This window comes from Aliagarivorans taiwanensis DSM 22990 (genome assembly GCF_000429505.1).
GTDB classification, from domain to species: Bacteria; Pseudomonadota; Gammaproteobacteria; order Enterobacterales; family Celerinatantimonadaceae; genus Aliagarivorans; species Aliagarivorans taiwanensis.
In genome coordinates, this window is sequence record NZ_AUBZ01000041.1 from 1 (window position 1) to 24,659 (window position 24,659).

Consider the following 24,659-nt stretch of genomic DNA (forward strand, 5'->3'; position numbering starts at 1 on the left):
AACCTTCAGAGATTTAAAAAGCCCGGCCTTCGGTTTTGGGTTGCGGCATAGTCGCAGCCGCTGCCCTAAGCGCTTTGACATCATGTTGCTGATCGCATTACTGCTGGAATTGGTCCTGCACTGGGTTGGTCTGTTTGCGTGTAAATCCGGTTGGCATAAACACTTTCAGGCAAACACAGTGCGAGACCGAAATGTGTTGTCACTGCTGCGGCTGGGCAAAGAGGTGCTCAGGCGCGGAGGATGCTATCGGCTAAAAGTTCGAGACATAAAATGGGCGATACTGGCATTTATCCGGCAGCTGAGAAAAAACAGCTATGTTTTCACAGAATTATGAGGGGATCCCTCAGTGCGTAGGGCTGGGAATCAATACAGACAGATTGACTACCCAGCCCTTTACTAAACTTGAGTAAAATCAATGAAACGCTATTGTTAATGTAGTCATTAAATGTAGTGGGCATTTTCAATGAAACTACATCAACACCTTCAACATCAAGTCATGCTGGCAAGCCTTGCCGCTGTGTGCTTCTTCATTGACTTAAACATACCATTGGGCGACGCGGCGGGGGTTCCTTACATTACTGTTATCCTCGCTTCTGTGTGGGGCAATAGTGCTCGCTCAACAATTATCTGGACTATTGCCTGCGTTGTTTTGACGGCTGTAGGGTTTGCAGTCTCGCCTCAAGGAGGAGAGCAATGGAAAGTGTTCATGAACCGCAGCCTCGCGGTTTATGCAATTGCATCTGTTGCGTTCATGGTGGTGATTTGGCAAAGACGTGAGCGCAAGCTCAGCGACGCGATGGCTGAGTTGAGAAAACGCCGTGCAGATTCCCACCTTTCAATGGTTGCTCGCTACAGTACAGACGGCATCATCATCACCGATCCAAGAGGTCTGGTGACTTGGGTTAATGAGAGCTTTAGTCGACTGAGTGGTTACAGCTTGGGGGATCTTTTAGGCAGAAAACCCGGAGAGCTTCTGCAAGGAGTGGGATCAGATCTAAAAGAAGTAGAACGGATCCGTCGTGCGATTAAGCTGAGGCAATAACAACACTTTTATACGGCGTTAAGGTGTACAAGGAAAGCGGACTAAGAGCTTTCGTCTATAGCTGGTGCAGGGGCTACCGTAACAAAGAGCGCTTTAAGACGGCGATCATGTTTCACTTCGGAAAGTTGGATATGGCTTTCCACCAAGAACGGTGAAGAGCCACAGGTGTACAGTTAGAAATACTTACGCAAATACAGATGTGATGAATTTAGGCGCGAGCGAAGACGTTTAGAGGCGATGTAATAATGCTAAGATGCAAGACGTTACAGGCTCACATTAAGATGTTGTTTTATATAGGAAAGTGGTATCCGCGAGTAGATTTGAACTACCGACCCCTACCATGTCAAGGTAGTGCTCTAACCAACTGAGCTACGCGGATATACATTTGAAATATTTGGTACGACCGAGTGGACTCGAACCACCGACCCCCACCATGTCAAGGTGGTGCTCTAACCAGCTGAGCTACGGTCGTACTGAAGACGCTGGGAATACTATCTATAAGCCGTAAGGCGTGCAAGAAGATTTTGGCAGGCTGTTGTTTGTTTGATGATTTTGTACGCGCATCGGCAAAAGAATGTGCGGTTAGTCACTCAAATCCCTTATTTAAAAGCCATAACAGCTACATGCCCTGGCAGCCATCGAGTATCGGTTGCCAGGCATTTACGTGGGCTTTGGTCGCCCGGTGAAAGTGTGCCCGTGCTCCGCTTAAGGCAGCTGTGAGGCCCCATTCGTCGGGGTAATAATGGGGGAGCACCTCTAGCAGCAACAATGCTGAGTGGTCTAGCTCTGCCAGATAGGGCTGCACGTGGGCCATATAGTAGTTGTGCAGCACGTTTGAGAGTATCTCCCGTTTACCCGCTTGGGCATTATCCGCACAGAATGGGTGATAGTCGGCGACAATGTCGGCGTTTAGCGCCAGCCACTCACTTGCTAAGTCCAGTTCTTCGATTAGGCCCGCAATACTTGGAGCTTGCTCGAGGCGTTTGTTGTGCGCTAGCCAGCGCGCCTTATCAGGTTCGCGGTGCTCAACGGTGCTCTCTTCTAACAGAGCCAAATGCGCGCTTAGAGTAGCGGAAAGCTGCTGATATGACTCCGAAGTGTCAGTGCTCGGCGGCGTTGCGCTTAGCCACAGGTTCCTGAGCGTCGGCTCTTGCGCTAAGTAATTATTCCAATACAACGGTATGGCTTGAGTCTTGGCGATAGAAGCGGGCTCAAGCAACGCCTTAACGTCACTGGAAAGATCGGCTTGCTGCAGGCAATAGAACAGCCCGTTGCCGATCTCCAGGTGTTGCACCAGTGTGGTTACACCGTGGGTGGTTTTGCCAAGCGGTGAATTTGCCTTGATGACCGCATCGTTTAAGCCACAGGCGCTGAGCTCGAAGCTATCTAAAAAGCTGATTTGGATGCTAGGTTCGGGCCGCAGGTACTGTTTCCACTCGATTAAAGGGAAATGTTGCTTGGTTGGTCGCTCGGGTTCGGGTGTTTCGAGTACCCGGCTTAGACGCTGTTGATACTCGACCATTACCCGCTCGAGAAGGGGCGGTCGGGTAAGTAGGTGATAGGCAGCCGCAACAGCGGCTGCACTAGCGATAACTAATAAAAGCGTCTTAATCGTTAATCTTTTCATTGATGGTGACTAACCAGCTTGAGGCGTAATGGGTTGTTAGACGCCCAAACCAGGCGGCTAAATAGCCCGATGGCGCAGGTGGTCAATGCCAGAACCATTGCCCACCAGAACCCTTCAACCCCAAGCGGTTGTTCGGTTATCCAATCCTTAAAGGTGAGTACGCTGCCAATGCCCAAACCGATGGGCCAGAAACTGACTAATGTGATCGCGAATACGAAGCGGGTGTCTTGATAGCCCCGCAATGCGCCGCCACAACATACCTGCATGGCATCGGAGAATTGGTAGGTCGCTGCGAGGATAAACAGTGGCGCGGCGATCGCTGCAACGGTCATGTTGTCGGTATACCACGCGATAATTTCGTATCGGAAAATGACGGTGATCGCCGCTGTGATCACGCTAATTGCGGTGGCAACGATTAGCCCGCTATAAGAAGCGGCTTGTGCATCGGGGTAGTTTTTCGCACCCATGTGGTGGCCTACCCGAATCGTCAGTGCGATGCCGATACTCAGCGGCAACATAAACACCATAGAGGTGAAATTTAGCGCGATTTGGTGAGCGGCTACGATGTTGGCACCCAGTGGGCTAAGCAGCAGGGCGATCATGGAGAACAAGGTAACCTCGCAAAAAATAGCGCCGCCAATAGGCAGGCCTAGCGAGAAGATGCGTTTCACTGACGCCCAATCAAGCGGGTGTAAGGTTGAAAACAGTGCAAAACGCGCCATTTTACTGCTGCGCTTAAGATAGACAACCATCACCAGCAACATAAACCAGTTACATATTGCGGTGGCAATGCCGCAACCTGCGCCGCCGTAGGCGGGAAGAGGGCCTACGCCATTGATGAAGGCATAGTTAACCGGCACGTTAAGCGCCAGCCCGGCCACGCCGATCAGCATAATAACTTTTATGTTCGAGGTTGCCTCGTTAAGCCCGCGTAGCACTTGGTAGCTCGCAAACGCAGGCAAACCAAAACTCACGAACACCAGGTAGCGTGAAGTAAGCACGACCAGCGAGTCGTCGACATCCATCAGATCAAACACCTGAGGGCTTAGGTACAGCAGCAGCCAAGCCACGGCCGCCAAAAACAAGCTAATGTATAGCGCTTGCTGCACTAGTGGCGCGGCCGACTCGCTACGTTTCGCACCTATCTGGTAGGCTACCAGCGGCGTGACAGACATCAGGATCCCTTGGATAAACAAGATCACCGGGTTCATAAAACTGGCGGCTACTGCCACTGCAGCCAAATCGGTAGGGCTGACTTGCCCCGCCATAATGGTATCGACGAACGACATTCCGGTAATGGTGAGCTGGGCAACCACGATAGGCGCAACCAAGCGAAGAATGACGGGTATTTCCTTGGAAAAACGTTGAGAAAATCTATTCATAGAGCATTAGAGACGTCGCTGGGACGGGATACTACCTCCGCTGTGAAAATGCGCACCGGAATCCGGAAAATCAGGGCGTAATGATACCAGTGCGTATGGGTTGCGGGTAGCAAAACAGGCAAGCTAACTATCTGTACCCGCTACCTAAATCTGTGCGGGCGCAGCAGCGGTGTTAACTAGAAGATTTGCTCGTCATCGGCATCGACGTATAGCCTGAGTTTGTCGCTGAGCTCGTCTCGCTCCAGCCTGCAATGGATGCTGTGGCAACAGACATGGCAGTCTTCGTAGAATTCTTGGTCACCATTGCTGCCGTCTAGCTCGACGGAGGTGTGGTGGCCGCAGTTAGGACAACGAATATTTTTCGCTAGGTAGTCTTTCATAACCGGGCTCCTTTTTCTTCTAGTATGACCATAACCCGAATAAACGCCTACTTTTCGCAGCACTATTGAAAGCGCGCGCCCGGCCAGTTAACATTGCACGTTGGTTGCCCACTGTACGGGCAAACTTATTTAATCAATTCAATCAGTAACGAATTTTTGCATGTGATGTTTGGTAGGCATCACCACTGTAAAATAAGGATTCTCATGCCAGTTATTACTCTTCCTGATGGTTCAAAGCGCGAATTCGCTGAAGCCGTATCGATTATGCAGATTGCCCAGGACATCGGTCCCGGTCTCGCTAAAGCCTGCATTGCCGGCCGTATCAATGGTGAACGCGTTGACGCTTGTGACTTAGTTGAGCAAGACGCAGACGTTGCAATCATCACCGCTCGCGACGAAGACGGCCTCGAAATTATTCGCCACTCTTGCGCGCACTTGTTAGGACATGCGATTAAGCAGATGTTCCCCGAGTGCAAGATGGCCATCGGCCCGACCATCGATAATGGCTTCTATTACGATCTCGATTTAGAGCACAAGCTAACCCAGGAAGATCTGGATAATCTTGAAAAACGCATGCTGCAGTTGGCGAAAACCAACTACGACGTTATCAAGAAAAACGTTTCAGTCGCCGAAGCGCGTGAAGTATTCGAAGCGCGCGGCGAAAGCTACAAAGTAGAAATCATCGACGGTATCGATGCAGATGCACGTCCGGGCTTATACCACCACGAAGAGTACGTGGACATGTGTCGTGGCCCGCACGTACCTAACATGAAGTTCTGTCACCACTTTAAGATTATGAACGTGGCCGGTGCCTACTGGCGTGGCGACAGCAACAATAAGATGCTGCAACGTGTTTACGGTACCGCCTGGGCCGATAAGAAGCAGTTGAAAGCTTACTTGCAGCGCTTGGCAGAAGCCGAGAAGCGCGACCACCGTAAGATTGGTAAAGCCTTGGATCTGTTCCACTGGCAGCAAGAGGCGCCGGGTATGGTGTTCTGGCATGCTGATGGCTGGACTATCTATAAAGAGCTGGAAGGCTTTATGCGCAAGCAGCTCGATAAGTATGGTTACGAAGAAATTCGCGCCCCAATGATCATGGACGTATCCATGTGGGAGAAATCCGGTCACTGGGATAAGTACCACGACAACATCTTTGCCACCGAGTCAGAAAAGCGCACCTATGCAGTTAAACCAATGAACTGTCCGGGCCACTTGCAGATCTTCAACCAAGGTTTGAAGTCTTACCGCGACCTGCCATACCGTATGGCGGAGTTTGGTATTGTGCACCGTAACGAGCCTTCAGGTTCACTGCACGGCTTGATGCGTGTACGTAGCTTTACCCAAGACGATGCTCACGTATTTTGTACCGAAGAGCAGATCCAGGCAGAAGTAACTGCATGTATCGAGATGGTATTTGATACCTACAAGACCTTTGGCTTCGATGAGATCGACGTAAAACTGTCTACCCGTCCAGAGCAGCGCATCGGTGATGACGCCACTTGGGACAAATCTGAAGAAGCACTGGCCGAAGCTCTGAAAGCCAACAACCTGGATTTCGAGATCCAAGAAGGTGAGGGTGCGTTCTACGGGCCTAAGATTGAGTTTACCCTGTACGACTGTCTTGACCGTGCATGGCAGTGCGGCACCATCCAGCTGGACTTCTCAATGCCTGGCCGTTTGGGCTCAAGCTACGTAGCCGAAGATGGCGAACGTAAAGTGCCGGTTATGATTCACCGCGCTATCTTGGGTTCACTGGAACGATTCATCGGTATCCTTACCGAAGAGTACAGCGGCTTCTTCCCAACTTGGTTGGCACCAAAGCAGGTTGTGGTAATGAACATTACCGATAATCAGGCTGAATTTGCCAACGAAGTGGTCGCTAAGCTAAATAATGCTGGAATTAGAGCCACTGCGGACTTGAGAAATGAGAAGATTGGCTTTAAAATCCGCGAACACACTTTGAAGCGCATTCCTTACCTGCTTGTGGTTGGTGATAAAGAAGTCGAAACTAACCAAGTTGCAGTGCGTACTCGTAAAGGCGAAGACCTGGGCAAATTTGACGTCGACACCTTTATTGCGACCGTTCAACAGGAAATCGCAGAACGTAAAAATAACAAGATCGAGGATTAAGTTATAAAAGCCGGAAGACGTGGGCAGCAGCAAGCTGCTAGAGCACATAAAATTAATGAAGAAATTCGCGCTCGCGAGGTCCGCCTCACTGGAGCAGATGGTGAAGCAGTTGGTATTGTAAGTCTGGATGAAGCATTTCGTGCAGCTGAAGCCGCAGGCATGGATCTGGTAGAGATCTCGCCAAACGCAGAGCCACCAGTGTGCCGCGTGATGGACTACGGCAAGTTCCTTTACGAGAAAAGTAAGAACGCTAAGGAACAAAAGAAGAAGCAAAAGCAGATTCAGGTTAAGGAAGTTAAATTCCGTCCTGGAACTGACGAAGGCGACTATCAGGTAAAACTACGCAACCTGGTTCGCTTTCTTGAAGAGGGCAACAAAGCCAAAGTCACGCTACGTTTCCGTGGTCGTGAAATGGCGCACCAAAACCTCGGTTTTGACCTGCTAAACCGTATTAAAGACGATTTGCAGGAACTGGCTGTTGTTGAGGCTTTCCCGAAAATGGAAGGTCGCCAGGCAGTCATGGTGCTGGCCCCGAAAAAGAAGTAGTTAAGGCATAAAAGTAACCGAGCAGCTCGCGCTACGCCGTGAGCTGTTTTTGTTCGCCTTGCTGCACATTTATTAACGACAATGCGGAGTGCATTTAAAATGCCAAAAATGAAGTCAAACAAAGGTGCTGCTAAGCGCTTTAAAAAGACCGCTTCAGGCGGTTACAAGTTTAAACAATCTGGCCTTCGTCACATTCTGACTAAGCGTCGTACTAAGGTTAAACGCCACCTGCGTCCTAAGCACATGATGAGTGCTTCAGACGTACCTGCGGTTAACCGTATGTTGCCATACGCATAAGTTAGAGGAGTTTGAATAATGGCTAGAGTAAAACGCGGTGTACAAGCTCGTGCACGTCATAAGAAGGTTCTAAAGCAGGCTAAAGGTTACTACGGTGCTCGTTCACGCGTTTATCGCGTAGCGTTCCAAGCTGTAATCAAAGCTGGTCAATACGCTTACCGTGACCGTCGTCAGCGCAAACGTCAATTCCGTCAACTGTGGATTGCACGTATCAACGCTGCTTCTCGTCAAAATGGTTTGTCTTACAGCCGTTTCATCGACGGTCTGAAGAAAGCGTCTATCGAAATCGATCGTAAGATCCTGGCTGATATCGCTGTATTCGACAAAGCTGCCTTCGCTGTTTTGGTTGAAAAAGCCAAAGCTGCTCTGTAATCGCTTAATGCGTTGACAACATAGGCAAGTAAAAGAGGAGCATCTGCTCCTCTTTTTTATTGTCTAAATTCCGTGGCTGAAAACTCAACCAGCGCATAAGCCCTCGGAAACTTGGTAAATGATCGTGTGCGGTGGCTCGCCATTGCTATCAAATACGTATCGATCCTCGGCATAGCGTATTACTCGTGCGAGGCAGATATCTAAGGCTTCAGATTGCGAAGAGGTGGATTCGATGTTCCAGCATTGCTGTAAGTCATGTTGTCTGTCGAAGTCATTCCATGCGAAGGACTCTACGATATCGCAGCGAAACTGTGAAAATCCGAACTCGTCAGAACCACAGCTGGTGAGTAGCGCCAATGCACAAACGATGGGAATCAATCGCATGCTAGTTGCCCTCCGTTGCGCTGGTTAGCGGAAACTCAAGTCGCTCTCCGCAAGTCACTTCGATATAACGGTTTTGTTGGCCGTGAACGACCAGCCCAACTACTTGCTCTTCGACACATCCAACAAAACTTCCACCTACTGGTGGCAAGTTAATGGACGCGCCATCAAGCTCCACCGTAACGGGTTGTATTGAGCTGTTGACGAGCACTATCTGTTTGCTAGCGTCCTCAGTTTGAGCGCTTGCATGGACGCTAAATGCAACGAAACCAAAGATCGCAAAACAGTAATCCACAACTGCTTTACGTTTATATAATAAATTCAACACCCTACAATCCATTGCTGATTGCATTGTCATAATAAAGCAGCGACGAGTAAGCGACTTGCGGGAAATCAATCTGACGCTTCTTGGTTGAGCATTTACTGTTTAGCGCGGGCCACGATCGCCTAATTTGAACGCGAGCAATGACAAGCACAGGCTACGCGTTCCAAAAGGCTTCCCAGTGACTGAATTTACTTACATTTTTCTGGTTATTGGGTGGCTAGAAACGGGTATTTACAGTAATATTCCGCTCTTAATGCAAATCACCAAACCGCCTTTCCTAGAGTGGAAATTGAGGAAAACATGCAAGATCTTGATGCACTGATCAGTCAGGCCAAAGCGCAAATTGAAGACGCTTCAGACATTGCACAGCTAGACACCGTTCGTGTCGAGTTCTTAGGCAAAAAAGGCCTAATGACCAAGCAGTTGCAAACCTTGGGTAAACTCTCTCCAGAAGAGCGTCCAAAAGCCGGTCAACTGATTAACCAAGCCAAGCAGGCGATTCAGCAAGAGCTGAATGAAAAGCGCGAACAGCTGCAACATGCTGAACTGAACAAAAAACTCGCCAGCGAAACCGTCGACATCAGCCTGCCTGGGCGGGTGAACGAGCAGGGTGGTTTGCACCCGGTTAGCCGCACGATCGAGCGTATCGAGCACTTCTTTGGCGATTTAGGTTTTGAGGTTAAATCTGGCCCAGAAATCGAAGATGGCTTCCATAACTTCGATGCCTTGAACATCCCGGCCCACCACCCAGCGCGCGCTGATCACGATACCTTCTACTTTAATCCTGAGTTGGTGTTGCGTACCCAGACGTCTGGCGTACAGATCCGTACCATGGAAACCGAGAAGCCGCCGATCAGAATTATCTCGCCGGGCCGTGTATACCGTAACGATTACGACCAGACTCACACGCCGATGTTCCACCAAGTAGAAGGCCTGATGGTTGATAAGAACGTGAACTTCACGGAGTTGAAAGGTGTGCTTTACGACTTCTTGCAGCATTTCTTTGAAGAGGACATGCAGGTGCGCTTCCGTCCTTCTTACTTCCCGTTCACTGAAACCTCTGCCGAGGTTGACGTACTCGGTAAGAACGGCTGGCTGGAAGTACTGGGCTGCGGCATGGTCCATCCCAACGTACTGCGTGCAGTAAACATTGACCCTGAAGAGTACACCGGTTTTGCCTTCGGCATGGGTGTAGAGCGCTTGACCATGTTGCGCTACGGCGTAACTGACCTGCGTAGTTTCTTCGAAAATGACTTACGTTTCCTCAAGCAATTCAAATAAGGGTTGATGACATGAAATTCAGTGAATCTTGGCTAAGAGAGTGGGTTAACCCAGCCATTAGCAGTGAAGAGCTTGCCGAACAGATCACTATGGCCGGCTTGGAAGTAGACGATGTGGCTGCAGTAGCTGGCGACTTCAATGGTGTGGTAATCGGTGAAGTGGTTGAGTGCGGTCAGCACCCAGATGCAGACAAGCTACGCGTGACTAAAGTGAACGTGGGCGAAGAAGAGCTACTCGACATCGTATGTGGCGCACCAAACTGCCGCGCTGGTCTGAAAGTAGCCGTTGCGAAAGTCGGCGCGGTACTGCCTGGTGATTTCAAAATTAAGAAAGCCAAACTTCGTGGTCAGCCTTCTCACGGTATGCTGTGTGCGTTCAGCGAACTAGGCATTAGTGACGAAGGCGACGGCATCATGGAGTTGCCCGCTGATGCGCCTATCGGCACTGATCTGCGTGACTATTTGCAGCTAAACGACGTCGCTATCGAGGTAGACCTCACGCCAAACCGTGCAGACTGCCTGAGCATTGCTGGCCTGGCCCGCGAAGTCGGCGTACTCAACAAATTGGACGTTACCGAGCCTAGCTGGGACGATGTCGAGCCTTCTATCGATGACACCTTCCCGGTTACCGTAACCGCTACCGAACAGTGCCCAACCTATTTAGGTCGCGTGATCCGTGGCGTAAACGTTAAAGCAACCACGCCTCTGTGGATGGTAGAAAAGCTGCGCCGCAGCGGTATTCGTTCTATCGACCCCGTAGTCGATATCACCAACTACGTGCTTATCGAGTTTGGTCAGCCAATGCATGCCTTTGACCTAGACAAGCTCCAGGGCGGTATTAATGTACGCCTTGCGGGTGAGGGCGAGAAGTTGGTTCTGCTCGATGGCAACGAAGTTGAGTTGCAGTCGAACACCCTGGCTATCACCGATAACCGTGGCCCGATTGCAATGGCCGGTATCTTCGGTGGTGAAGTGACCGGTGTTACCGAGAGCAGCGAAAACATCTTCCTTGAGTGTGCCTTCTTCGCCAAGCTGGCGATCACCGGCCGCGCACGCCAATATGGCTTGCACACCGATTCTTCGCACCGTTATGAGCGTGGTGTCGATTATCAGCTGCAGTACAAAGCTATGGAGCGCGCAACTCAACTGATTGTTGAGATATGCGGTGGCCAGGTTGGCCCCGTGGTTGAAGCGGGGGATTCAGACAAGCTGCCTAAAGCGGCTGAGATCAAGCTGCGTCATGCTCGCCTAGAGAAAGTGGTAGGCCAAAGTTTTGAACGCGCTCAAGTGACGGAGTTCTTGCAACGACTAGGCATGGAAGTTCAAGAATCCGAGCTGGGTTGGAAGGCGCTAGCGCCTAGCTACCGCTTCGACATGGAGATCGAAGAAGATCTGATTGAAGAAGTGGCGCGCATCTACGGCTACAACAATATTCCAAACATCTCGCCACAAGCGGCGCTGAAAATGAACGGCACCAAAGAAGCCGGTATTCCTCTAAGCCGCCTTCGTCAGTTGTTATGTGGCCGCGGCTATCAAGAAGCGGTGACCTACAGCTTCGTCGACCCTAAGCGTCAAGAGCTGTTGCACCCGGGCCAAGAAGCCATGGTATTGCCACATCCTATTTCGGTAGAGATGTCGGCGATGCGCTTGAGCCTACTTACCGGTCTGCTTGATACCATCTCGTACAACCAAAAACGCCAGCAGCCACGGGTTCGCATCTTCGAAACTGGCCTACGTTTTGTACCAGACAGCGAAGCTGAAAACGGTGTAAGCCAGGTACCTATGATCGCTGGCGCAATCAGCGGCACGGTGAACCAAGAGTCTTGGAACCAAGAGAACCGAGAAGTCGATTTCTTCGATATAAAAGGTGATCTCGAAGCCTTGATCGAGCTAAGTGCCCAGGCAAACAAGTTCAGCTTTGCTCGTTCTGAACACCCAGCACTGCACCCAGGGCAAAGTGCCGCGATTATGTTCGATGGTAAGCAAGTTGGTGTTATCGGCGCGCTACACCCGCAACACAGTAAAGCCTTTGGCGTTAGCGGTAAGGTATTCGTGTTCGAACTTGAGCAATCAGTGGTCACTCAGCGTGCCTTGCCTGAAGCGAAGCCGGTTTCTAAGTTCCCAGCAAACCGCCGTGACTTAGCGGTTTTGGTATCTGACAAGGTTGCCGCAGCGGATTTGATTAATTGCATAGAGAAAGTTGGCGGAAATCAAATAGTTGGCGTAAACTTGTTCGATGTATACAAAGGGAAAGGTGTTGCAGAAGGTATGCAGAGTCTGGCGATTAGCATGACCTTGCAAGAGCAAGACCGAACTTTGGAAGAAAAAGAAATCGTAGCAACCGTTGATAAAGTTGTTGCTGCATTGGTAACTGAGTTTGACGCATCCTTGAGGGACTAGTTATGGCATTGACTAAAGCTGACCTTGCAGAGAATCTATTTGAACAACTCGGCTTCAGCAAACGTGAATCAAAAGAAGTGGTAGAAGCGTTTTTTGAAGAAATTAGGGGCGCTTTGGAAAATGGTGAACAGGTTAAGCTGTCTGGTTTTGGTAATTTCGACCTACGTGAAAAAAATGAGCGTCCGGGGCGAAACCCGAAAACCGGAGAAGACATTCCTATTTCAGCACGTCGGGTAGTGACATTCCGCCCGGGTCAGAAGCTGAAAAGTCGCGTAGAAGACGCTCAACCAGAAGACTAGTTGTATTTCCTTCAGTGATAAAAAGGACGCCAATGGCGTCCTTTTTAGTTTGTTCGCAAAGATTCCTCTAGTGATTGAGGATCTGGCTTAAGAACAGCTTGGTGCGGTCTGACTGAGGATTTTCGAAGAACGAGGTCGGTTCGTTCTCTTCGATGATCTCGCCGCGATCCATAAAGATAACCCGGTCTGCTACCTGCTTGGCGAAGCCCATTTCGTGGGTCACACACAGCATAGTCATCCCTTCGTTTGCTAGTTCAACCATTACGTCGAGTACTTCGCGTACCATTTCTGGGTCGAGCGCGGAGGTTGGCTCATCGAACAGCATAATCGATGGGTTCATACACAGGCTTCGCGCAATCGCTACCCGCTGCTGCTGACCACCGGAAAGCTGGCCCGGATACTTGTCGGCCTGATCGGGGATCTTCACGCGCTCCAGGTACTTCATGGCAGTCGCTTCAGCCTCCGCTTGAGGAAGCTTTTTCACCCAGATCGGTGCCAGGCAGCAGTTCTGCAGCACGGTCAGGTGAGGGAACAAGTTGAAGTGTTGGAAGCACATACCCACATCGCTGCGCACGATATGAATGTTCTTCAAATCGGCAGTTAACTCGGTACCATTCACGATAATCTGGCCGGTTTGATGCTCTTCAAGTCGGTTGATACAACGGATCATGGTCGACTTACCCGAGCCCGACGGGCCACAGATAACGATCTTCTCGCCTTTAGTGACTTTCAGGTTGAGATCTTTGAGTACGTGGAACTCCCCGTACCATTTGTTCATGCCTTTCAGTTCAATCACGGTTTCAGGCTGAGGATTAGTTGCTTGATTCATAATTCTTCCTTGTTAGTGGCCTGTATGTAGCTTCTTCTCGAGGTATATCGAGTAACGCGACATACCAAAGCAGAACAGCCAGAATACAAAGGCAACAAATACATACATTTCCACTGAGTAGCCCAACCACGCAGGGTCAGCTAGTGCGGCCTGGCCTACGGCCAACAAGTCAAACAGCCCAATAATCAACACTAAGCTGGTGTCTTTAAACAGGGCGATAAAGGTGTTCACAATCGACGGGATGGTGATCTTCAGCGCCTGTGGCAAGATGATCAGCCCCATACTTTGCCAGTAAGAAAGGCCAAGTGCTTCACCGGCTTCGTACTGGCCTTTCGGAATGGCTTGCAGACCACCACGGATTACCTCGGCCATATAGGCAGACTGGAACAAGATGATGCCAATCATCGCCCGCAGAAGTTTGTTGAACTCAATCTCTTCGCTAACGAATAGCGGCAGCATTACCGAGGCCATAAACAGCACGGTGATTAGCGGAACCGCTCGCCAAAACTCGATAAAGATGGTGCAGAAACTGCGAATGATCGGCATCTCTGAGCGGCGGCCCAGTGCCAACACAATACCGAAGGGCAGGGCGGCAACGATACCGACGATGGCAATCACCAAGGTTAGCATTAGGCCACCCCAACGGTGCGTCTCAACCGGCTCCATACCCAACACTCCACCGTTTAACAGGAAGAAAACGATGATGGGGTAAATGGTCAAAGAGAAGATACCGAGCTTGGCGCGCTGTGGCGTTTTCTCATAGACCAACAGGCCAATGATGACGGCCAATGAGATGAAGAAGGCATCAACTCGCCAGCGCAGCTCAACAGGGTAGTAGCCGTAGATAAACTGGCCGAAACGGTCGTTGATGAACACCCAACACGCACCACCGCTGGTACACATCTCGCGGGAGTCACCGACCCAGTCTGCATTCAGGAAAATCCATTGAAAGGCAGACCACAGTGGTGGTACCAAAATGTACAGTAGCACTAAGGTGGCAATACTGTTTACTGGACCATTGAACAGATTGGTCTTCAGCCAGCCTACGACGCCAAGGCTTGACGATGGTGGCGGAAGATCAGGTTTGAACTCATGTACTGACATACTATCTCTCCACCAATGCCATCTTACGGTTATAGATATTCATCAGTACTGACGTGGTGATACTGATAGTGAGGTAGACCGCCATGGTGATTGCCACAATCTCGATAGCCTGACCGGTAATATTCAGGGTGGTACCCATAAATACCGACACCAGGTCCGGATAACCGATGGCTGTCGCGAGCGAGGAGTTCTTAGTCAGGTTCAAATACTGGCTGGTTAGCGGTGGGATAATCACTCGCATAGCTTGGGGAATGATCACCAGTTTGAGCATCTGGGTTTTGGATAACCCAAGTGACACTGACGCTTCAGTTTGGCCTTTACTGACGGCCAAGATCCCCGAGCGCACAATCTCGGCGATAAACGCACCGGTATAGATACTCAAGGCGATAAGCAGCGCGATAAATTCTGGATAAACCGTGACACCACCACGGAAGTTAAAGCCTTTCAGTGCCGGCATCTCCCAGCTAACGGGCGAGCCTGCAACAAAATAGGCGAGTAGCGGTAGAACCACTAGGGTGGCAGCACTAAACGAGACAGTATGGAATTGTTGTCCGGTGGTTTCTTGGCGATTCCTTGCCCAGCGTGCAACCACGATACAGATGACGATAGCTGCAACAAACGCTGCGATTACCAAACCGAATCCATCTTCAAACACAGGTTTGGGAACGTACAAGCCGCGATTGTTTAAAAAGAACATTTCAAACAAGGACAGGCTCTGGCGTGGCCCTGGTAGTGGCGTCAGTACTACGATGTACCAGAAAAAGATCTGCAGCAGCAGAGGGATATTTCGAAAGGTTTCGATATACACCGTTGCCAGCTTGGAGATTAACCAGTTAGAGGAGAGGCGTGCTACGCCCATGATGAAACCGATGATAGTGGCAAGAATGATACCGATGAAGGAGACCAACACGGTATTAAATAGGCCAACAAGGAATGCGACGCCAAAACTTTTGCTCTCATCGTAATCGATGAGGCTCTGAATAATGCCGAATCCGGCTGTTTGCTCTAAGAACGCAAAACCTGTAGTAATTCCCCGTTTGTCGAGATTGAAAAGTGCATTACTGACGATGTAATAGAAGAACGCTACTACGGCAGCAACGGTAAGAAGCTGGAAAACAAGCGCTCTTACGTTAGGGTCGAACCAGACCTTACGTAAAGAGAATGCTGAGTTATCCTTTTGGGAAGGACTAGCAGCCATATTTTTACCCTGAGATGTTGCAAGAAAATAGAGTGGGCAGGGCCCACTCTTTTGTAGTAGTGATGTTTAGCGGATTGGCGGAGCGTATTGGAAGCCGCCATCTTTCCATAGCGCGTTCACGCCACGGGCGATACCCAGAGGAGAGCCAGCACCTACGTTACGATCGAAGGCTTCGCCGTAGTTACCCACTTGCTTAACGATGTTGTAGCCCCATTTGTCGTCCAGACCCAGGCCCTTACCTTTAGGACCTTCAAGGCCCAATAAGCGACGCACGTTAGGGTTGGTAGACTTGAGCATCTCATCAACGTTCTCCAAGCTAATGCCCAGCTCTTCAGCGTTAATCATGGCAAACAGTGACCACTTAACGATGTTGAACCACTGGTCGTCACCTTGCCGAACTACCGGGCCCAAAGGTTCTTTAGAGATGATCTCTGGAAGTACCATTGCGCTGTCTGGCTTAGCTAGCTTGATGCGCAGTGCGTACAGTTGGCTTTGGTCAGAAGTCAGAACGTCACAACGACCGGCTTCGAATCCTTTTACAGTTTGGTCAGAGGTGTCGAATACCACTGGGGTGTAGGTCATGCCATGCTCGCGGAAGTAGTCAGCGAGGTTAAGCTCGGTGGTAGTACCCGATTGAATACAAACGGCGGCACCGTCAAGCTCTTTGGCGCTAGATACGCCCAGCGACTTGCTCACCATAAAGCCTTGGCCGTCGTAGTAGTTAACACCGGCGAAGTTCAGACCCAGTGAGCTGTCACGGGTCAGGGTCCAAGTGGTGTTACGTGAAAGAATGTCAATCTCACCAGATTGTAGAGCGGTGAAACGCTCTTTAGCGGTAAGTGGAGTGTATTTTACTTTAGAAGCATCACCCAGAACGGCGGCTGCAACGGCACGACATACGTCGACGTCCAAACCTTGCCAGTTACCTTCTGAGTCGGGGTTAGAGAAACCCGGCAAGCCCGCGCTTACGCCACACTGCAGGAATCCTTTGCTTTTTACTGCAGCAAGAGTGGCATCCTCTGCTTGCGCGCCAGAAGCTACAACCAAGGCCGCTGCCGCAACGACCGATTTTACGGGTAATTTTTTAAACATGTTTTCTTCCCTGTACCTTGTTTGTTGTGTTTGCGTGGTATTTTGCGAACTCCGTCAAAAACCAGCAAAAAACAACATAAACATTCAAATTTGGAGTGTCAACAATATCGCAACACTGCCATGCCTAAAAAACGTGGTTATATCAACCATTAATGCATACAAATGCAGTTGACAAGCATTCTATTGCATCTACATGTAATAGTGACCATAAACCACATACTTACAATCTCTAAAAACCTAGCACAGGAATCTGTAATTCGCTGATTTATTGGCGTTAAAATTTATGAAAGCGGATTGTATTGTTTAAAAAAACGCTATGCGCGCCTTTTTAGGCAGGTTATCTGGCTTATCTGTGAATAAAAGAGCAAACCTCTTTCAAATCTCAAAAGTGTTAACTGTATGTAAATACTTAACGGATTTTACTACTTAGGTCGTGTAGGACTATTCACCACTTTCACTTACTATCCTTAAGGAAATATCCTGCAAAGGAGCGCAGAATAGTTATGGATAGAAAAAAAAGAGTGGTTATTTTGACCGGGGCAGGCATTTCTGCAGAGTCCGGCATCCAAACGTTCCGTGACGATAACGGATTATGGGAAAATCACCGAGTGGAAGATGTTGCCACCCCTGAAGCTTACCAGTGCGATCCTGACTTTGTGGACAAATTTTACAACCTTCGCCGTCAGATGTTGCAAACCGACAGTATTACGCCAAATCCAGCTCACCAAGCCTTGTCGCTACTCGAGCGCCATGAGGACATCGAGCTATTGGTAATCACCCAAAACATCGACAACCTACACGAGCGTGCCGGTAGCGAAAATGTGCTCCATATGCACGGCGAATTGCTCAAGGCGCGCTGCCCGGTAACCGGTCAAACCACCAGCTGGTTGGGCGAGCTTGGTGCGGACACACTCTGTACTTGTTGCCAGTTTCCGGTCCGCTTACGACCGCATGTGGTGTGGTTTGGCGAGATGCCGATTGGTTTGGACAAAATCTACCATGAGTTGTCCCACTGCGACTTGTTTGTCGCCATTGGCACCTCTTGCCATGTCTATCCAGCAGGGGGATTTGTACACGAAGCAGCCTGCCACGGCGCACGCACCGTGGAGCTCAATCTAGCGCCTTCAGAGATGGAGAGCGAGTTCGATGAGAAGTATTATGGGCCAGCCAGCGAAATTGTCCCGTGGTTCGTTGAACAACTGGGGATGGAGCTGGCCGGGTAGAGGTATTACAGCTCGACGATCTGAACAACCGGTTCGTTGTCGGCTGCTGGCTGCTCGAATTGCGGCTTATCAAAGCCAATGTCGCCGCCATCGATGATGCCGCTTTCACTGTTAATCGATTTAAAGTCGAACAACCCATGGTCCATCAAGTGCGAAGGCACCACGTTTTGCACTGAGCGGAACATCGACTCGATGCGGCCTGGGAAGCGCTTGTTCCAATCGACTAGCATCTGCTTAATTGCCTGACGTTGCAGGTTTTCCTGAGAGCCGCACAGGTTACATGGAATGATTGGGAACTCTTTCACCTCGGCATACTTGGCCAAATCCGCTTCTTTGCAGTAAGCCATAGGGCGGATAACCACGTGTTTGCCATCATCGCTTACCAGCTTCGGTGGCATCGACTTAAGCTTGCCGCCGTAGAACATGTTTAAGAACAGCGTTTCCAGGATGTCATCGCGGTGGTGGCCAAGCGCGATCTTGGTTGCGCCTAACTCGGTAGCGGTTCGGTAGAGGATACCGCGGCGGAGGCGCGAGCAAAGCGAACAGGTGGTTTTCCCCTCTGGCACTTTCTCTTTGACGATGGAATAGGTGTCCTCTTCGACAATCTTGTAGTCGATACCCAAGCCTTCAAGGTAGGCAGGCAATACGTCTTCCGGGAAACCGGGCTGCTTTTGATCAAGGTTCACAGCCACGATATCGAAGTCGATTGGTGCATGGGCGCGGAGATTCATCAGAATGTCGAGCATCGCATAGCTGTCTTTACCACCAGACAAACACACCATTACCTTGTCGCCGGCTTCAATCATATTGAAATCAGCGATCGCCTGACCGGTATGACGGCGAATTCGTTTTTGGAGTTTGTTCTGGTTGTACACTTGCTTGTTGCTACTCGACATAATAGGCCCCCTAAAAAAGCCGGCTAATTATATCGGCAAGCGCAGCCAGCGCAAGAGAAAGCCGCGTATTAACGCGGCTTGAGGGGATGCTAGTTGGTGTTGCCAGTATCTGCCAGTGGACAGACGAAGTTATCGGGTTTTAGCGCAAGTAAGTCGCAATTGAGTTGGTCGATGACATGCTCGGCGGTGTTGCCGATAAGCGCAGCACTGAAACCGCTACGGCCGGATGTACCCAAGATGACGATCTCCGCATCTATCTCGGCAGCGACATCTGGGATGACATCGTCGGCCAAGCCTTCTCTTAGGTGACTGGTTAACGGGCAACTAAAGTGCTGCTCAACAAACTCACCTAACTCTTTCTCATGGAAGTCGTGCACGTTCTCGTTATATCGCTGAGGGTCGAAATCCGGTAGCTCGATGGCGATATTGACCGGTGCTGACGGGTAAGCGTTGACTACATGTAGGTTGGCACCGAGCAGTTTGCACAGATCTTTCGCTTCAGTGGCGATGTTCTGGTTCATGGTTGTGTGGGACGGATCGTCGGAGCTGGCATGGATAGCGGCCAAGATATTGCCATTTTCTGGCCAATCGTGCTCTTTGACCATTAGCACTGGGGTTGGGCATTTTCTAAGAATATGCCAGTCATTTGGGGTGAAGATAATTGACTGTAGGGTTGGGTGAGGGTGGGTAGACTTGACCACGAGGTCGTGGCCTTGGTCGAGTACCTCTTGAATGACACATTCAAATAAGCGGTTGTGCCATACCACCTTGGCATCGATGGGGATACCTTGGCTGCGATACTCTTTGAGGACCTCATCCAGCCATTGTTTTCGTTCTTCAATCACTCCAGCGCGCATGGCTTCACGCTCATCGACTGAGAGCATCGACGTCATCTCGTAGGAGAAGTCATAAATACTCAGTAGCGCGGTTATCTTGGCTTCGTCTTCACGTTTTGCCAGATAGAGCGCACGCGAAAGAGCAGCCTGCTCGTCATGGAGGGGATCGATAACGACAAGTATGTTTCGGTACTTAATCATAGGGCGCTCCGTTGTCATTGAGTCGCACTATAACTGTAGCTTATCGAGAGGAAGAAAACTTAGAGGTGCATATCAAGCGCCTTAAAAAACAGGCGCTTGAATGTGACTTGGCTTACGCAGATTCTTGTTTAGCGCCCGCTAATTGGCGTAATGCTTCGCGGTCGGCAATGGAAATGTACTTGCCTTTTACTGCGATAATATCGGCTTTTTGGAACCGGCCAAGCAGGCGAGAGATGGTTTCAACGGTTAGACCGAGGTAGTTACCAATGTCGCCGCGGGTCATCGCCAAACGGAACTCGCGAGGTGAGAAACCACGCTCAGAGAAACGCTGTGACAGGCCATAGATAAAGGCAGCCAAGCGCTCTTCAGCGTTCTTTTTGCTTAGCAGCAAAATCATTTCCTGATCGGCAACAATCTCGTTGCTCATCAAGCGCATTAATTGGTGACGCAGCTTAGGCATGCTGGCTGACAGGTCATCGAGAGTTTCGAATGGAATCTCGCACACCATAGAGGTCTCTAGCGCCTGAGCAAAACTTGGATGGGTTTGCTTATTAATCGCGTCAAAACCAACTAAGTCGCCGGCGAGATGAAAGCCAGTGATCTGCTCGTCACCTTGCTCGGTGATGGTGTAAGACTTGATAGTGCCGGAGCGAATAGCATACAGGCTCTTAAGCTTATCTCCTGCGGCGAAAATCTCTTCACCTTTCTGAATCGGTTTTTTACGCTCGATAATACTATCGAGGCGATCCAACTCAGTCTCGTTCAGTGAGAATGGAATACAAAGCTGGGCAATACTGCAGTCTTGGCAGTGGATCGCACAACCACCGGTTTGGATGCGCTGGCCATTTTTGGGGCTGATACTCATATCTATCAATCATTAAAACTCAACGCGGAGATTTTACATGTTAACAATCAGTTTGCCTAGAGTTTGATCTAAAACAATTTTACGAGCTGGTTCACACCTAAAGACACAACCAGTAATCCACTGATGATTTGAAGCGCTCGGTGCTTGGCGAACGCCTGAATTTTGCTAACAAACATAACGGCAAAGCACATTATCGTAAATGTTCCGGCCCCAAAACAGGCCATCACTAGTGCGCCTTTCGCAGCATTGGTTTGCGCAGCGGCTAGGGTGAGGGTTGAGTAAACCAGGCCACAGGGCAACCCCCCCCAAAGCATGCCAAGGGGAAGTGCGCTCCAAGTAGACTGGCTGCCTAGCATGCGGCTGGCATGGGGCTGGATGGGGCGCCACAACAACTGGCCGGCCCGCTCTAACGGCGCAAGCACTGACCAAAACCGCATTAGATGAATGCCCAACAGGATCATCATCAGCGCTGCAATCCAATGGAGGGCCATCAACATCTTGGTGGAGTCGGCGACTCGGGCAATCTGAGACAGAGAGCCCGCCACAACAAAACCTGCAAGGGCATAACTGGTTATCCGGCCGGTGTTGAACAGCAGCGCCGACATGGCTGCGGAGCGTGTGCTGTGTTTGCTGCTGCGAGTGCCTAACAAACAGGCTATACCACCACACATTGCCAGACAGTGGCTGGCGCCGAGCAGGCCGGTTAGAAAGGCACTGACCAGTGCGCTACTGCTCATCGTCCTCTTTCTTCTCTTCAAACAGGATATTACTGGCTTGGCGATCGAGGTCTTCAAACTGTTCGTTGTTGACCGCCCAAAAGAACACGCCGATGCCGATGGCAACGAAGACCAAAGCTATCGGGATCAGGATAAAGATAATGCTCATAGACGCCCCAACCTTAAGGAGTTTGCTAACACAATCAGCGACGAGAGTGACATGCCCAAAGCAGCCAGGTAGGGGGGCACAAAGCCACACACCGCCAAGGGTAGAATAACGCCGTTGTAGCCTAAGGCCCACGCGAAGTTTTGGCGAATGATGCTACGACAGCGCTGAGCTAAATCGATGGCGTCGACAATCACAGATAGCTTGGGGCGAACCAGGATGGCATCGGCAGAAGATTTTGCCACGTCGCTGCCCATGCCCATAGCAATAGACAGCGGCGCGCCTGCCAACACCGGCCCGTCGTTCACGCCGTCGCCAAGCATAGCGGTGGCTGGATGCTCGCTAGCCAACGCCTGAACATGGGTGAGCTTCTCCTCGGGTAACACGCCGGATTTGATATCAGCGATAGCCAGTGCGTTGGCTACATGTGACACCTGGCCTGACTTATCACCGGTCAACAGGCTAAGGTTAATACCACGCTGTTTCAGTTCTTGCGCAAACTCTTTAGCGCCTTCTCGCAAGTTATCCGCCAAGTAAAAGCGACCAAGTAATTGCTCGCCTCTATAAAGGCCCAGAACCAAGCAAGTTTGAACGCTGCTTGGTTCTTGTTCTACTCCTCCTAAGCGATAGGTAACACCGTCGATACTACCGGCGATACCAAAGCCGGGCAGATGCGTAAACTGCTCCGCCTGCAACAGGCTCTGGTTCGTACTAGCAAAGGCATGGGCAATTGGGTGGGTGGTATGTGACTCCAATGTAGCGGCAATCAGGTTAAGGTTAGTTTCGTCGAGCTCTACCAGCGCTTCAGTGGAAATGAGTTGTAAGCGGCCTTCGGTAAGGGTACCGGTTTTATCGCTAACTAACTGGGTAAGCTTACTTAGTAGCTCTAGCACATGGCCTTGTTTTACCAAAAAGCCTTGTTTGGCTAGCCGATGCGTCGCCACGGTAAGCGCGGTGGGTGTTGCCAGTGACAGGGCACACGGGCAGGTGGCCACCAGCACCGACAGAGTAATCCAAAAGGCGTCTTCCGGGCTGTACCAATGCCAAAAGCTGTAGGTGGCGATCGCTACGACAATCAGCGCCGCCACGAAATAACGGGCTACTAAGTCGGCAAAGCGCGCAGTACGGTTTTTCGATACCGCAGCGCTCTCTTGCATGCGCAGCAGGTGCGCAACAAAGGTGTTCTGCGCAACAGCCGTTACCGACACCTTAATGGTTTGCTGATGATTGATGCTGCCTGCATACACCGCATCGCCAACTCGCTTGTCTTGCGGCAGCGACTCGCCACTAAGCATCGATTCGTCGATCTGACTATGGCCTTCGCTAATATCGCCATCGGCGGGAATCGTCTCGCCGGGGCGAATCATAATCGTATCGTCCAAATTCAACTGGCTGGCAGCAATCTGCTCCAACTGGCCATCGCTGTTCACGCGCTGTGCAACCTTCGGCACTAGCTTAAGCATGTTGGAGGACGATTCGCTGGCCTTACGCCTGGCTCGCAGCTCCAGGGTGCGCCCAAGCAGCAGCAAGAAGGTAAACATCGACACCGACTCAAAGTAGACCTCGCCAGTGCCGTGCACGGTGGCGTATAGCGATGCGCTGTAGGCCCCAAGCAGGGCTATCGATACCGGGACATCCATATTGAGTGTGCCAGCGCGAACACTGCGATAGGCGCCGCTATAAAACGGTTGAGCCGAATATAGCAGCACCGGCGTTGCCAAAATCAAACTGACCCAACGAAAGTAGTCCCGGTAGATAAGCTCCATGTCGCCAAAGAAATCACCATACAGCGCTATGGCAAACATCATCACCTGCATGGTCGCTAAACCGGCCAAGCCTAGTCGAAGTAGATAGCTGCGATAGAGCTTGCGGTCTCGCTGCTCTTGCTGGTCAACCTGAAAAGGCGCGGCTTGGTAGCCCAGGGTGTGGATACTCTGCAGGACTTTACTTAACTCACATTTACGTTTATCCCAGCGCAGGGTGGCGCGAAAGGTGGTGGAGTTCACTGCGATTTTCAATACGCCCGGGATCGCGGCGACCTGTTTTTCAATAAGCCAGGCGCAGGCTGCGCAGCTTATGCCCTCAACCGATAGCAATACTTCTTGGTACTCGCCTTGGTCTGCCACAAACTCTTGTTGTACCGCATCGTCGTCATACTGAATCAGTTGCTGTAGTGCATCGGGCACTAAGCCTTGCGCGGAGGGGGCACTGTTGGTGCGGTGTTGGTAGTAATCGGTTAGGCCACTTTGCACGATGGTTTTAGCAACCTCGACACAACCAATGCAACACATATGGCGGGCTTTTCCTAGGATGTCTACAGATTGGTTAAAGCCTGCAGGGATCAGCTCCCCGCAGTGGTAACAACGACTACTTTCCATCAATAACTTCTTCAATCCCCAACGGTAACACTAAGCTTTCTTCCAGGCGCCAGCTTTTATCGACCGGCATGATCTGCAGATACCAGCGACCTTGGTCGCTTAGCTCATGGGCAAAACGATACTCGCCGTTAGCATCGGCAGTAACCATCGCTTGATAGTCTTTGCCGGCTTGGGTGCGGTGAGCAAGTTGAATGGACAGGGGTTGAGCACGCTGCGCCTCTGGCAGGGTAATGTTGAGCACCAAATGGTCGCGTTCGGCGCGTACCTTGGCGTTAATGCCCAGCTGGCGTGCGTTTTCCATTAATGTGAGATCAGAGTTAATTCCTTTGCCTTTCTTATAGTAACTCTCGACAACCATATCGTTGGGGCTGGATATGGCTAAGTACAAAGTGGCAAAACTGGCGATTACGGCAGCCCCGGGAAGGGCTATCAAGAACCAAGGCCAGAACTGCTTATACCACGGCGCAATCATCAAACACTCCTTTTATACCAATCTACATAAGTTAAGAATCATTATTGCTGGTTAAAATCATTGATGACAGCGTCAACGCTTTTGTAATTAGTCCACTAGTCACAGCAAGCGCCTCCTTGTCCTAAATAATTTTCCCTGCGCAATATCTGGTTATTAACTTATCCAGATTGGTATTACATGATGAAACAACAATATAACAAAAAAGCGACGCTAAAAGCGCCG

Annotated in this window: 25 protein-coding genes, 2 tRNA genes and 1 pseudogene; 10 read left to right on the forward strand and 18 right to left on the reverse strand. The window is 50.5% G+C overall.

What is annotated here, in order from left to right:
* Together G462_RS24820 and G462_RS24060 are read left to right on the forward strand one after the other, a co-directional pair.
* A pseudogene (locus G462_RS24820) lies at nucleotides 1–241 on the forward strand (IS4 family transposase); the annotation flags it as partial.
* 222 nt (nucleotides 242–463) lie between these two features.
* The gene (locus G462_RS24060) at nucleotides 464–1,042 is read left to right on the forward strand and encodes a PAS domain-containing protein (RefSeq protein ID WP_084405108.1); all 579 of its coding nucleotides are present in this window, start codon (nucleotides 464–466) and stop codon (nucleotides 1,040–1,042) included.
* A gap of 302 nt (nucleotides 1,043–1,344) precedes the next feature.
* Here the strand turns inward: G462_RS24060 and G462_RS0117275 are convergent.
* The 5 genes from G462_RS0117275 to G462_RS0117295 all read right to left on the reverse strand — a co-directional run bounded on the left by G462_RS0117275 (nucleotide 1,345) and on the right by G462_RS0117295 (nucleotide 4,431).
* Nucleotides 1,345–1,421, reverse strand: a tRNA-Val gene (locus G462_RS0117275).
* Nucleotides 1,422–1,437: 16 nt separating this feature from the next.
* Nucleotides 1,438–1,514 (reverse strand) — tRNA-Val (locus tag G462_RS0117280).
* A 147-nt stretch (nucleotides 1,515–1,661) separates the two neighbouring features.
* Nucleotides 1,662–2,669: a DUF3080 family protein gene (locus G462_RS0117285; protein WP_084405109.1), complete on the reverse strand. Its 1,008-nt coding sequence runs from the start codon at nucleotides 2,667–2,669 to the stop codon at nucleotides 1,662–1,664.
* The gene (locus G462_RS23235) at nucleotides 2,666–4,051 is read right to left on the reverse strand and encodes an MATE family efflux transporter (RefSeq protein ID WP_084405110.1); all 1,386 of its coding nucleotides are present in this window, start codon (nucleotides 4,049–4,051) and stop codon (nucleotides 2,666–2,668) included. Before G462_RS23235 ends, G462_RS0117285 begins: the two co-directional genes overlap by 4 nt.
* A 176-nt stretch (nucleotides 4,052–4,227) precedes the next feature.
* Nucleotides 4,228–4,431, reverse strand: coding sequence for a CPXCG motif-containing cysteine-rich protein (locus tag G462_RS0117295; protein ID WP_026960103.1), 204 nt, complete (start codon nucleotides 4,429–4,431; stop codon nucleotides 4,228–4,230).
* A gap of 204 nt (nucleotides 4,432–4,635) precedes the next feature.
* Here G462_RS0117295 and thrS point away from each other — a divergent pair, with 204 nt between their 5' ends.
* From thrS to rplT, 4 genes are all read left to right on the forward strand, one after another.
* On the forward strand, nucleotides 4,636–6,561 hold the full coding sequence (gene thrS / locus G462_RS0117300; RefSeq protein WP_026960104.1) for a threonine--tRNA ligase: 1,926 nt from the start codon (nucleotides 4,636–4,638) through the stop codon (nucleotides 6,559–6,561).
* A 3-nt stretch (nucleotides 6,562–6,564) separates the two neighbouring features.
* Entirely contained in the window at nucleotides 6,565–7,107 is a 543-nt protein-coding gene (infC, locus tag G462_RS0117310; RefSeq protein WP_084405111.1) for a translation initiation factor IF-3, read from the forward strand.
* A gap of 99 nt (nucleotides 7,108–7,206) precedes the next feature.
* Complete coding sequence (gene rpmI, locus G462_RS24365; RefSeq protein WP_084405112.1) at nucleotides 7,207–7,404, forward strand: 50S ribosomal protein L35; 198 nt, start codon at nucleotides 7,207–7,209, stop codon at nucleotides 7,402–7,404.
* Between the two features lie 18 nt (nucleotides 7,405–7,422).
* A complete protein-coding gene (gene rplT, locus G462_RS0117315; protein ID WP_026960106.1) occupies nucleotides 7,423–7,776 on the forward strand; it encodes a 50S ribosomal protein L20 in 354 nt (117 codons plus the stop codon).
* 84 nt (nucleotides 7,777–7,860) lie between these two features.
* On the opposite strand, the gene G462_RS24570 is transcribed toward rplT, so the two are convergent.
* Nucleotides 7,861–8,160, reverse strand: a complete 300-nt coding sequence (locus G462_RS24570; RefSeq protein ID WP_157378663.1) for a hypothetical protein — start codon at nucleotides 8,158–8,160, stop codon at nucleotides 7,861–7,863.
* Nucleotide 8,161: 1 nt separating this feature from the next.
* The gene (locus G462_RS0117320) at nucleotides 8,162–8,485 is read right to left on the reverse strand and encodes a hypothetical protein (protein WP_157378664.1); all 324 of its coding nucleotides are present in this window, start codon (nucleotides 8,483–8,485) and stop codon (nucleotides 8,162–8,164) included.
* Between the two features lie 297 nt (nucleotides 8,486–8,782).
* On the opposite strand from G462_RS0117320, the gene pheS reads away from it, so the two are divergent.
* Genes pheS through ihfA form a run of 3 tightly spaced genes read left to right on the forward strand, consistent with a single transcriptional unit; the run spans nucleotide 8,783 to nucleotide 12,461 of the window.
* The gene (gene pheS, locus G462_RS0117325; RefSeq protein WP_026960108.1) at nucleotides 8,783–9,763 is read left to right on the forward strand and encodes a phenylalanine--tRNA ligase subunit alpha; all 981 of its coding nucleotides are present in this window, start codon (nucleotides 8,783–8,785) and stop codon (nucleotides 9,761–9,763) included.
* 11 nt (nucleotides 9,764–9,774) lie between these two features.
* On the forward strand, nucleotides 9,775–12,162 hold the full coding sequence (pheT, locus tag G462_RS0117330; protein ID WP_026960109.1) for a phenylalanine--tRNA ligase subunit beta: 2,388 nt from the start codon (nucleotides 9,775–9,777) through the stop codon (nucleotides 12,160–12,162).
* A gap of 2 nt (nucleotides 12,163–12,164) precedes the next feature.
* On the forward strand, nucleotides 12,165–12,461 hold the full coding sequence (gene ihfA, locus G462_RS0117335; RefSeq protein WP_026960110.1) for an integration host factor subunit alpha: 297 nt from the start codon (nucleotides 12,165–12,167) through the stop codon (nucleotides 12,459–12,461).
* Nucleotides 12,462–12,528: 67 nt separating this feature from the next.
* Here the strand turns inward: ihfA and G462_RS0117340 are convergent, their stop codons facing one another.
* From G462_RS0117340 to G462_RS0117355, 4 genes are all read right to left on the reverse strand, one after another.
* Nucleotides 12,529–13,290 (reverse strand): amino acid ABC transporter ATP-binding protein, encoded by a 762-nt coding sequence (locus G462_RS0117340; RefSeq protein ID WP_026960111.1) that lies wholly within the window; start codon nucleotides 13,288–13,290, stop codon nucleotides 12,529–12,531.
* Nucleotides 13,291–13,302: 12 nt separating this feature from the next.
* Nucleotides 13,303–14,394, reverse strand: a complete 1,092-nt coding sequence (locus G462_RS0117345; protein WP_026960112.1) for an amino acid ABC transporter permease — start codon at nucleotides 14,392–14,394, stop codon at nucleotides 13,303–13,305.
* Between the two features lies 1 nt (nucleotide 14,395).
* Complete coding sequence (locus G462_RS0117350) at nucleotides 14,396–15,592, reverse strand: amino acid ABC transporter permease (RefSeq protein ID WP_026960113.1); 1,197 nt, start codon at nucleotides 15,590–15,592, stop codon at nucleotides 14,396–14,398.
* A 66-nt stretch (nucleotides 15,593–15,658) separates the two neighbouring features.
* On the reverse strand, nucleotides 15,659–16,684 hold the full coding sequence (locus tag G462_RS0117355) for an amino acid ABC transporter substrate-binding protein (RefSeq protein WP_026960114.1): 1,026 nt from the start codon (nucleotides 16,682–16,684) through the stop codon (nucleotides 15,659–15,661).
* A 503-nt stretch (nucleotides 16,685–17,187) separates the two neighbouring features.
* Here G462_RS0117355 and cobB point away from each other — a divergent pair.
* On the forward strand, nucleotides 17,188–17,907 hold the full coding sequence (gene cobB / locus G462_RS0117360; protein ID WP_026960115.1) for a Sir2 family NAD+-dependent deacetylase: 720 nt from the start codon (nucleotides 17,188–17,190) through the stop codon (nucleotides 17,905–17,907).
* Between the two features lie 5 nt (nucleotides 17,908–17,912).
* On the opposite strand, the gene ttcA is transcribed toward cobB, so the two are convergent.
* The 7 genes from ttcA to G462_RS0117395 form a co-directional block, all read right to left on the reverse strand.
* Entirely contained in the window at nucleotides 17,913–18,803 is an 891-nt protein-coding gene (gene ttcA / locus G462_RS0117365) for a tRNA 2-thiocytidine(32) synthetase TtcA (RefSeq protein WP_157378665.1), read from the reverse strand.
* 89 nt (nucleotides 18,804–18,892) lie between these two features.
* Nucleotides 18,893–19,840 carry a universal stress protein UspE gene (uspE, locus tag G462_RS0117370; RefSeq protein ID WP_026960117.1) on the reverse strand — a complete coding sequence of 316 codons (948 nt, stop codon included), beginning with the start codon at nucleotides 19,838–19,840 and terminating at the stop codon, nucleotides 18,893–18,895.
* Nucleotides 19,841–19,952: 112 nt separating this feature from the next.
* Nucleotides 19,953–20,705, reverse strand: a complete 753-nt coding sequence (locus G462_RS0117375; protein ID WP_026960118.1) for a fumarate/nitrate reduction transcriptional regulator Fnr — start codon at nucleotides 20,703–20,705, stop codon at nucleotides 19,953–19,955.
* Nucleotides 20,706–20,773: 68 nt separating this feature from the next.
* Nucleotides 20,774–21,442, reverse strand: a complete 669-nt coding sequence (locus G462_RS0117380) for a sulfite exporter TauE/SafE family protein (protein WP_026960119.1) — start codon at nucleotides 21,440–21,442, stop codon at nucleotides 20,774–20,776.
* Nucleotides 21,432–21,590 carry a cbb3-type cytochrome oxidase assembly protein CcoS gene (ccoS, locus tag G462_RS0117385; protein ID WP_026960120.1) on the reverse strand — a complete coding sequence of 53 codons (159 nt, stop codon included), beginning with the start codon at nucleotides 21,588–21,590 and terminating at the stop codon, nucleotides 21,432–21,434. Before ccoS ends, G462_RS0117380 begins: the two co-directional genes overlap by 11 nt.
* Nucleotides 21,587–23,965, reverse strand: coding sequence for a heavy metal translocating P-type ATPase (locus G462_RS0117390; protein WP_026960121.1), 2,379 nt, complete (start codon nucleotides 23,963–23,965; stop codon nucleotides 21,587–21,589). The genes ccoS and G462_RS0117390 overlap by 4 nt, the downstream gene beginning before the upstream one ends.
* Nucleotides 23,955–24,437 (reverse strand): FixH family protein, encoded by a 483-nt coding sequence (locus G462_RS0117395; protein ID WP_026960122.1) that lies wholly within the window; start codon nucleotides 24,435–24,437, stop codon nucleotides 23,955–23,957. Before G462_RS0117395 ends, G462_RS0117390 begins: the two co-directional genes overlap by 11 nt.
* Nucleotides 24,438–24,659: the final 222 nt, after the last annotated feature.

Coding starts and splice junctions, on each gene's coding strand:
- G462_RS24060 (WP_084405108.1), top strand. CDS start 464: ATGAAACTACATCAACACCTTCAACATCAAGTCATGCTGGCAAGCCTT.
- G462_RS0117285 (WP_084405109.1), bottom strand. CDS start 2,669: ATGAAAAGATTAACGATTAAGACGCTTTTATTAGTTATCGCTAGTGCA.
- G462_RS23235 (WP_084405110.1), bottom strand. CDS start 4,051: ATGAATAGATTTTCTCAACGTTTTTCCAAGGAAATACCCGTCATTCTT.
- G462_RS0117295 (WP_026960103.1), bottom strand. CDS start 4,431: ATGAAAGACTACCTAGCGAAAAATATTCGTTGTCCTAACTGCGGCCAC.
- thrS (WP_026960104.1), top strand. CDS start 4,636: ATGCCAGTTATTACTCTTCCTGATGGTTCAAAGCGCGAATTCGCTGAA.
- rpmI (WP_084405112.1), top strand. CDS start 7,207: ATGCCAAAAATGAAGTCAAACAAAGGTGCTGCTAAGCGCTTTAAAAAG.
- rplT (WP_026960106.1), top strand. CDS start 7,423: ATGGCTAGAGTAAAACGCGGTGTACAAGCTCGTGCACGTCATAAGAAG.
- G462_RS24570 (WP_157378663.1), bottom strand. CDS start 8,160: ATGCGATTGATTCCCATCGTTTGTGCATTGGCGCTACTCACCAGCTGT.
- pheS (WP_026960108.1), top strand. CDS start 8,783: ATGCAAGATCTTGATGCACTGATCAGTCAGGCCAAAGCGCAAATTGAA.
- pheT (WP_026960109.1), top strand. CDS start 9,775: ATGAAATTCAGTGAATCTTGGCTAAGAGAGTGGGTTAACCCAGCCATT.
- ihfA (WP_026960110.1), top strand. CDS start 12,165: ATGGCATTGACTAAAGCTGACCTTGCAGAGAATCTATTTGAACAACTC.
- G462_RS0117340 (WP_026960111.1), bottom strand. CDS start 13,290: ATGAATCAAGCAACTAATCCTCAGCCTGAAACCGTGATTGAACTGAAA.
- G462_RS0117345 (WP_026960112.1), bottom strand. CDS start 14,394: ATGTCAGTACATGAGTTCAAACCTGATCTTCCGCCACCATCGTCAAGC.
- G462_RS0117350 (WP_026960113.1), bottom strand. CDS start 15,592: ATGGCTGCTAGTCCTTCCCAAAAGGATAACTCAGCATTCTCTTTACGT.
- G462_RS0117355 (WP_026960114.1), bottom strand. CDS start 16,684: ATGTTTAAAAAATTACCCGTAAAATCGGTCGTTGCGGCAGCGGCCTTG.
- cobB (WP_026960115.1), top strand. CDS start 17,188: ATGGATAGAAAAAAAAGAGTGGTTATTTTGACCGGGGCAGGCATTTCT.
- ttcA (WP_157378665.1), bottom strand. CDS start 18,803: ATGTCGAGTAGCAACAAGCAAGTGTACAACCAGAACAAACTCCAAAAA.
- uspE (WP_026960117.1), bottom strand. CDS start 19,840: ATGATTAAGTACCGAAACATACTTGTCGTTATCGATCCCCTCCATGAC.
- G462_RS0117375 (WP_026960118.1), bottom strand. CDS start 20,705: ATGAGTATCAGCCCCAAAAATGGCCAGCGCATCCAAACCGGTGGTTGT.
- G462_RS0117380 (WP_026960119.1), bottom strand. CDS start 21,442: ATGAGCAGTAGCGCACTGGTCAGTGCCTTTCTAACCGGCCTGCTCGGC.
- ccoS (WP_026960120.1), bottom strand. CDS start 21,590: ATGAGCATTATCTTTATCCTGATCCCGATAGCTTTGGTCTTCGTTGCC.
- G462_RS0117390 (WP_026960121.1), bottom strand. CDS start 23,965: ATGGAAAGTAGTCGTTGTTACCACTGCGGGGAGCTGATCCCTGCAGGC.
- G462_RS0117395 (WP_026960122.1), bottom strand. CDS start 24,437: ATGATTGCGCCGTGGTATAAGCAGTTCTGGCCTTGGTTCTTGATAGCC.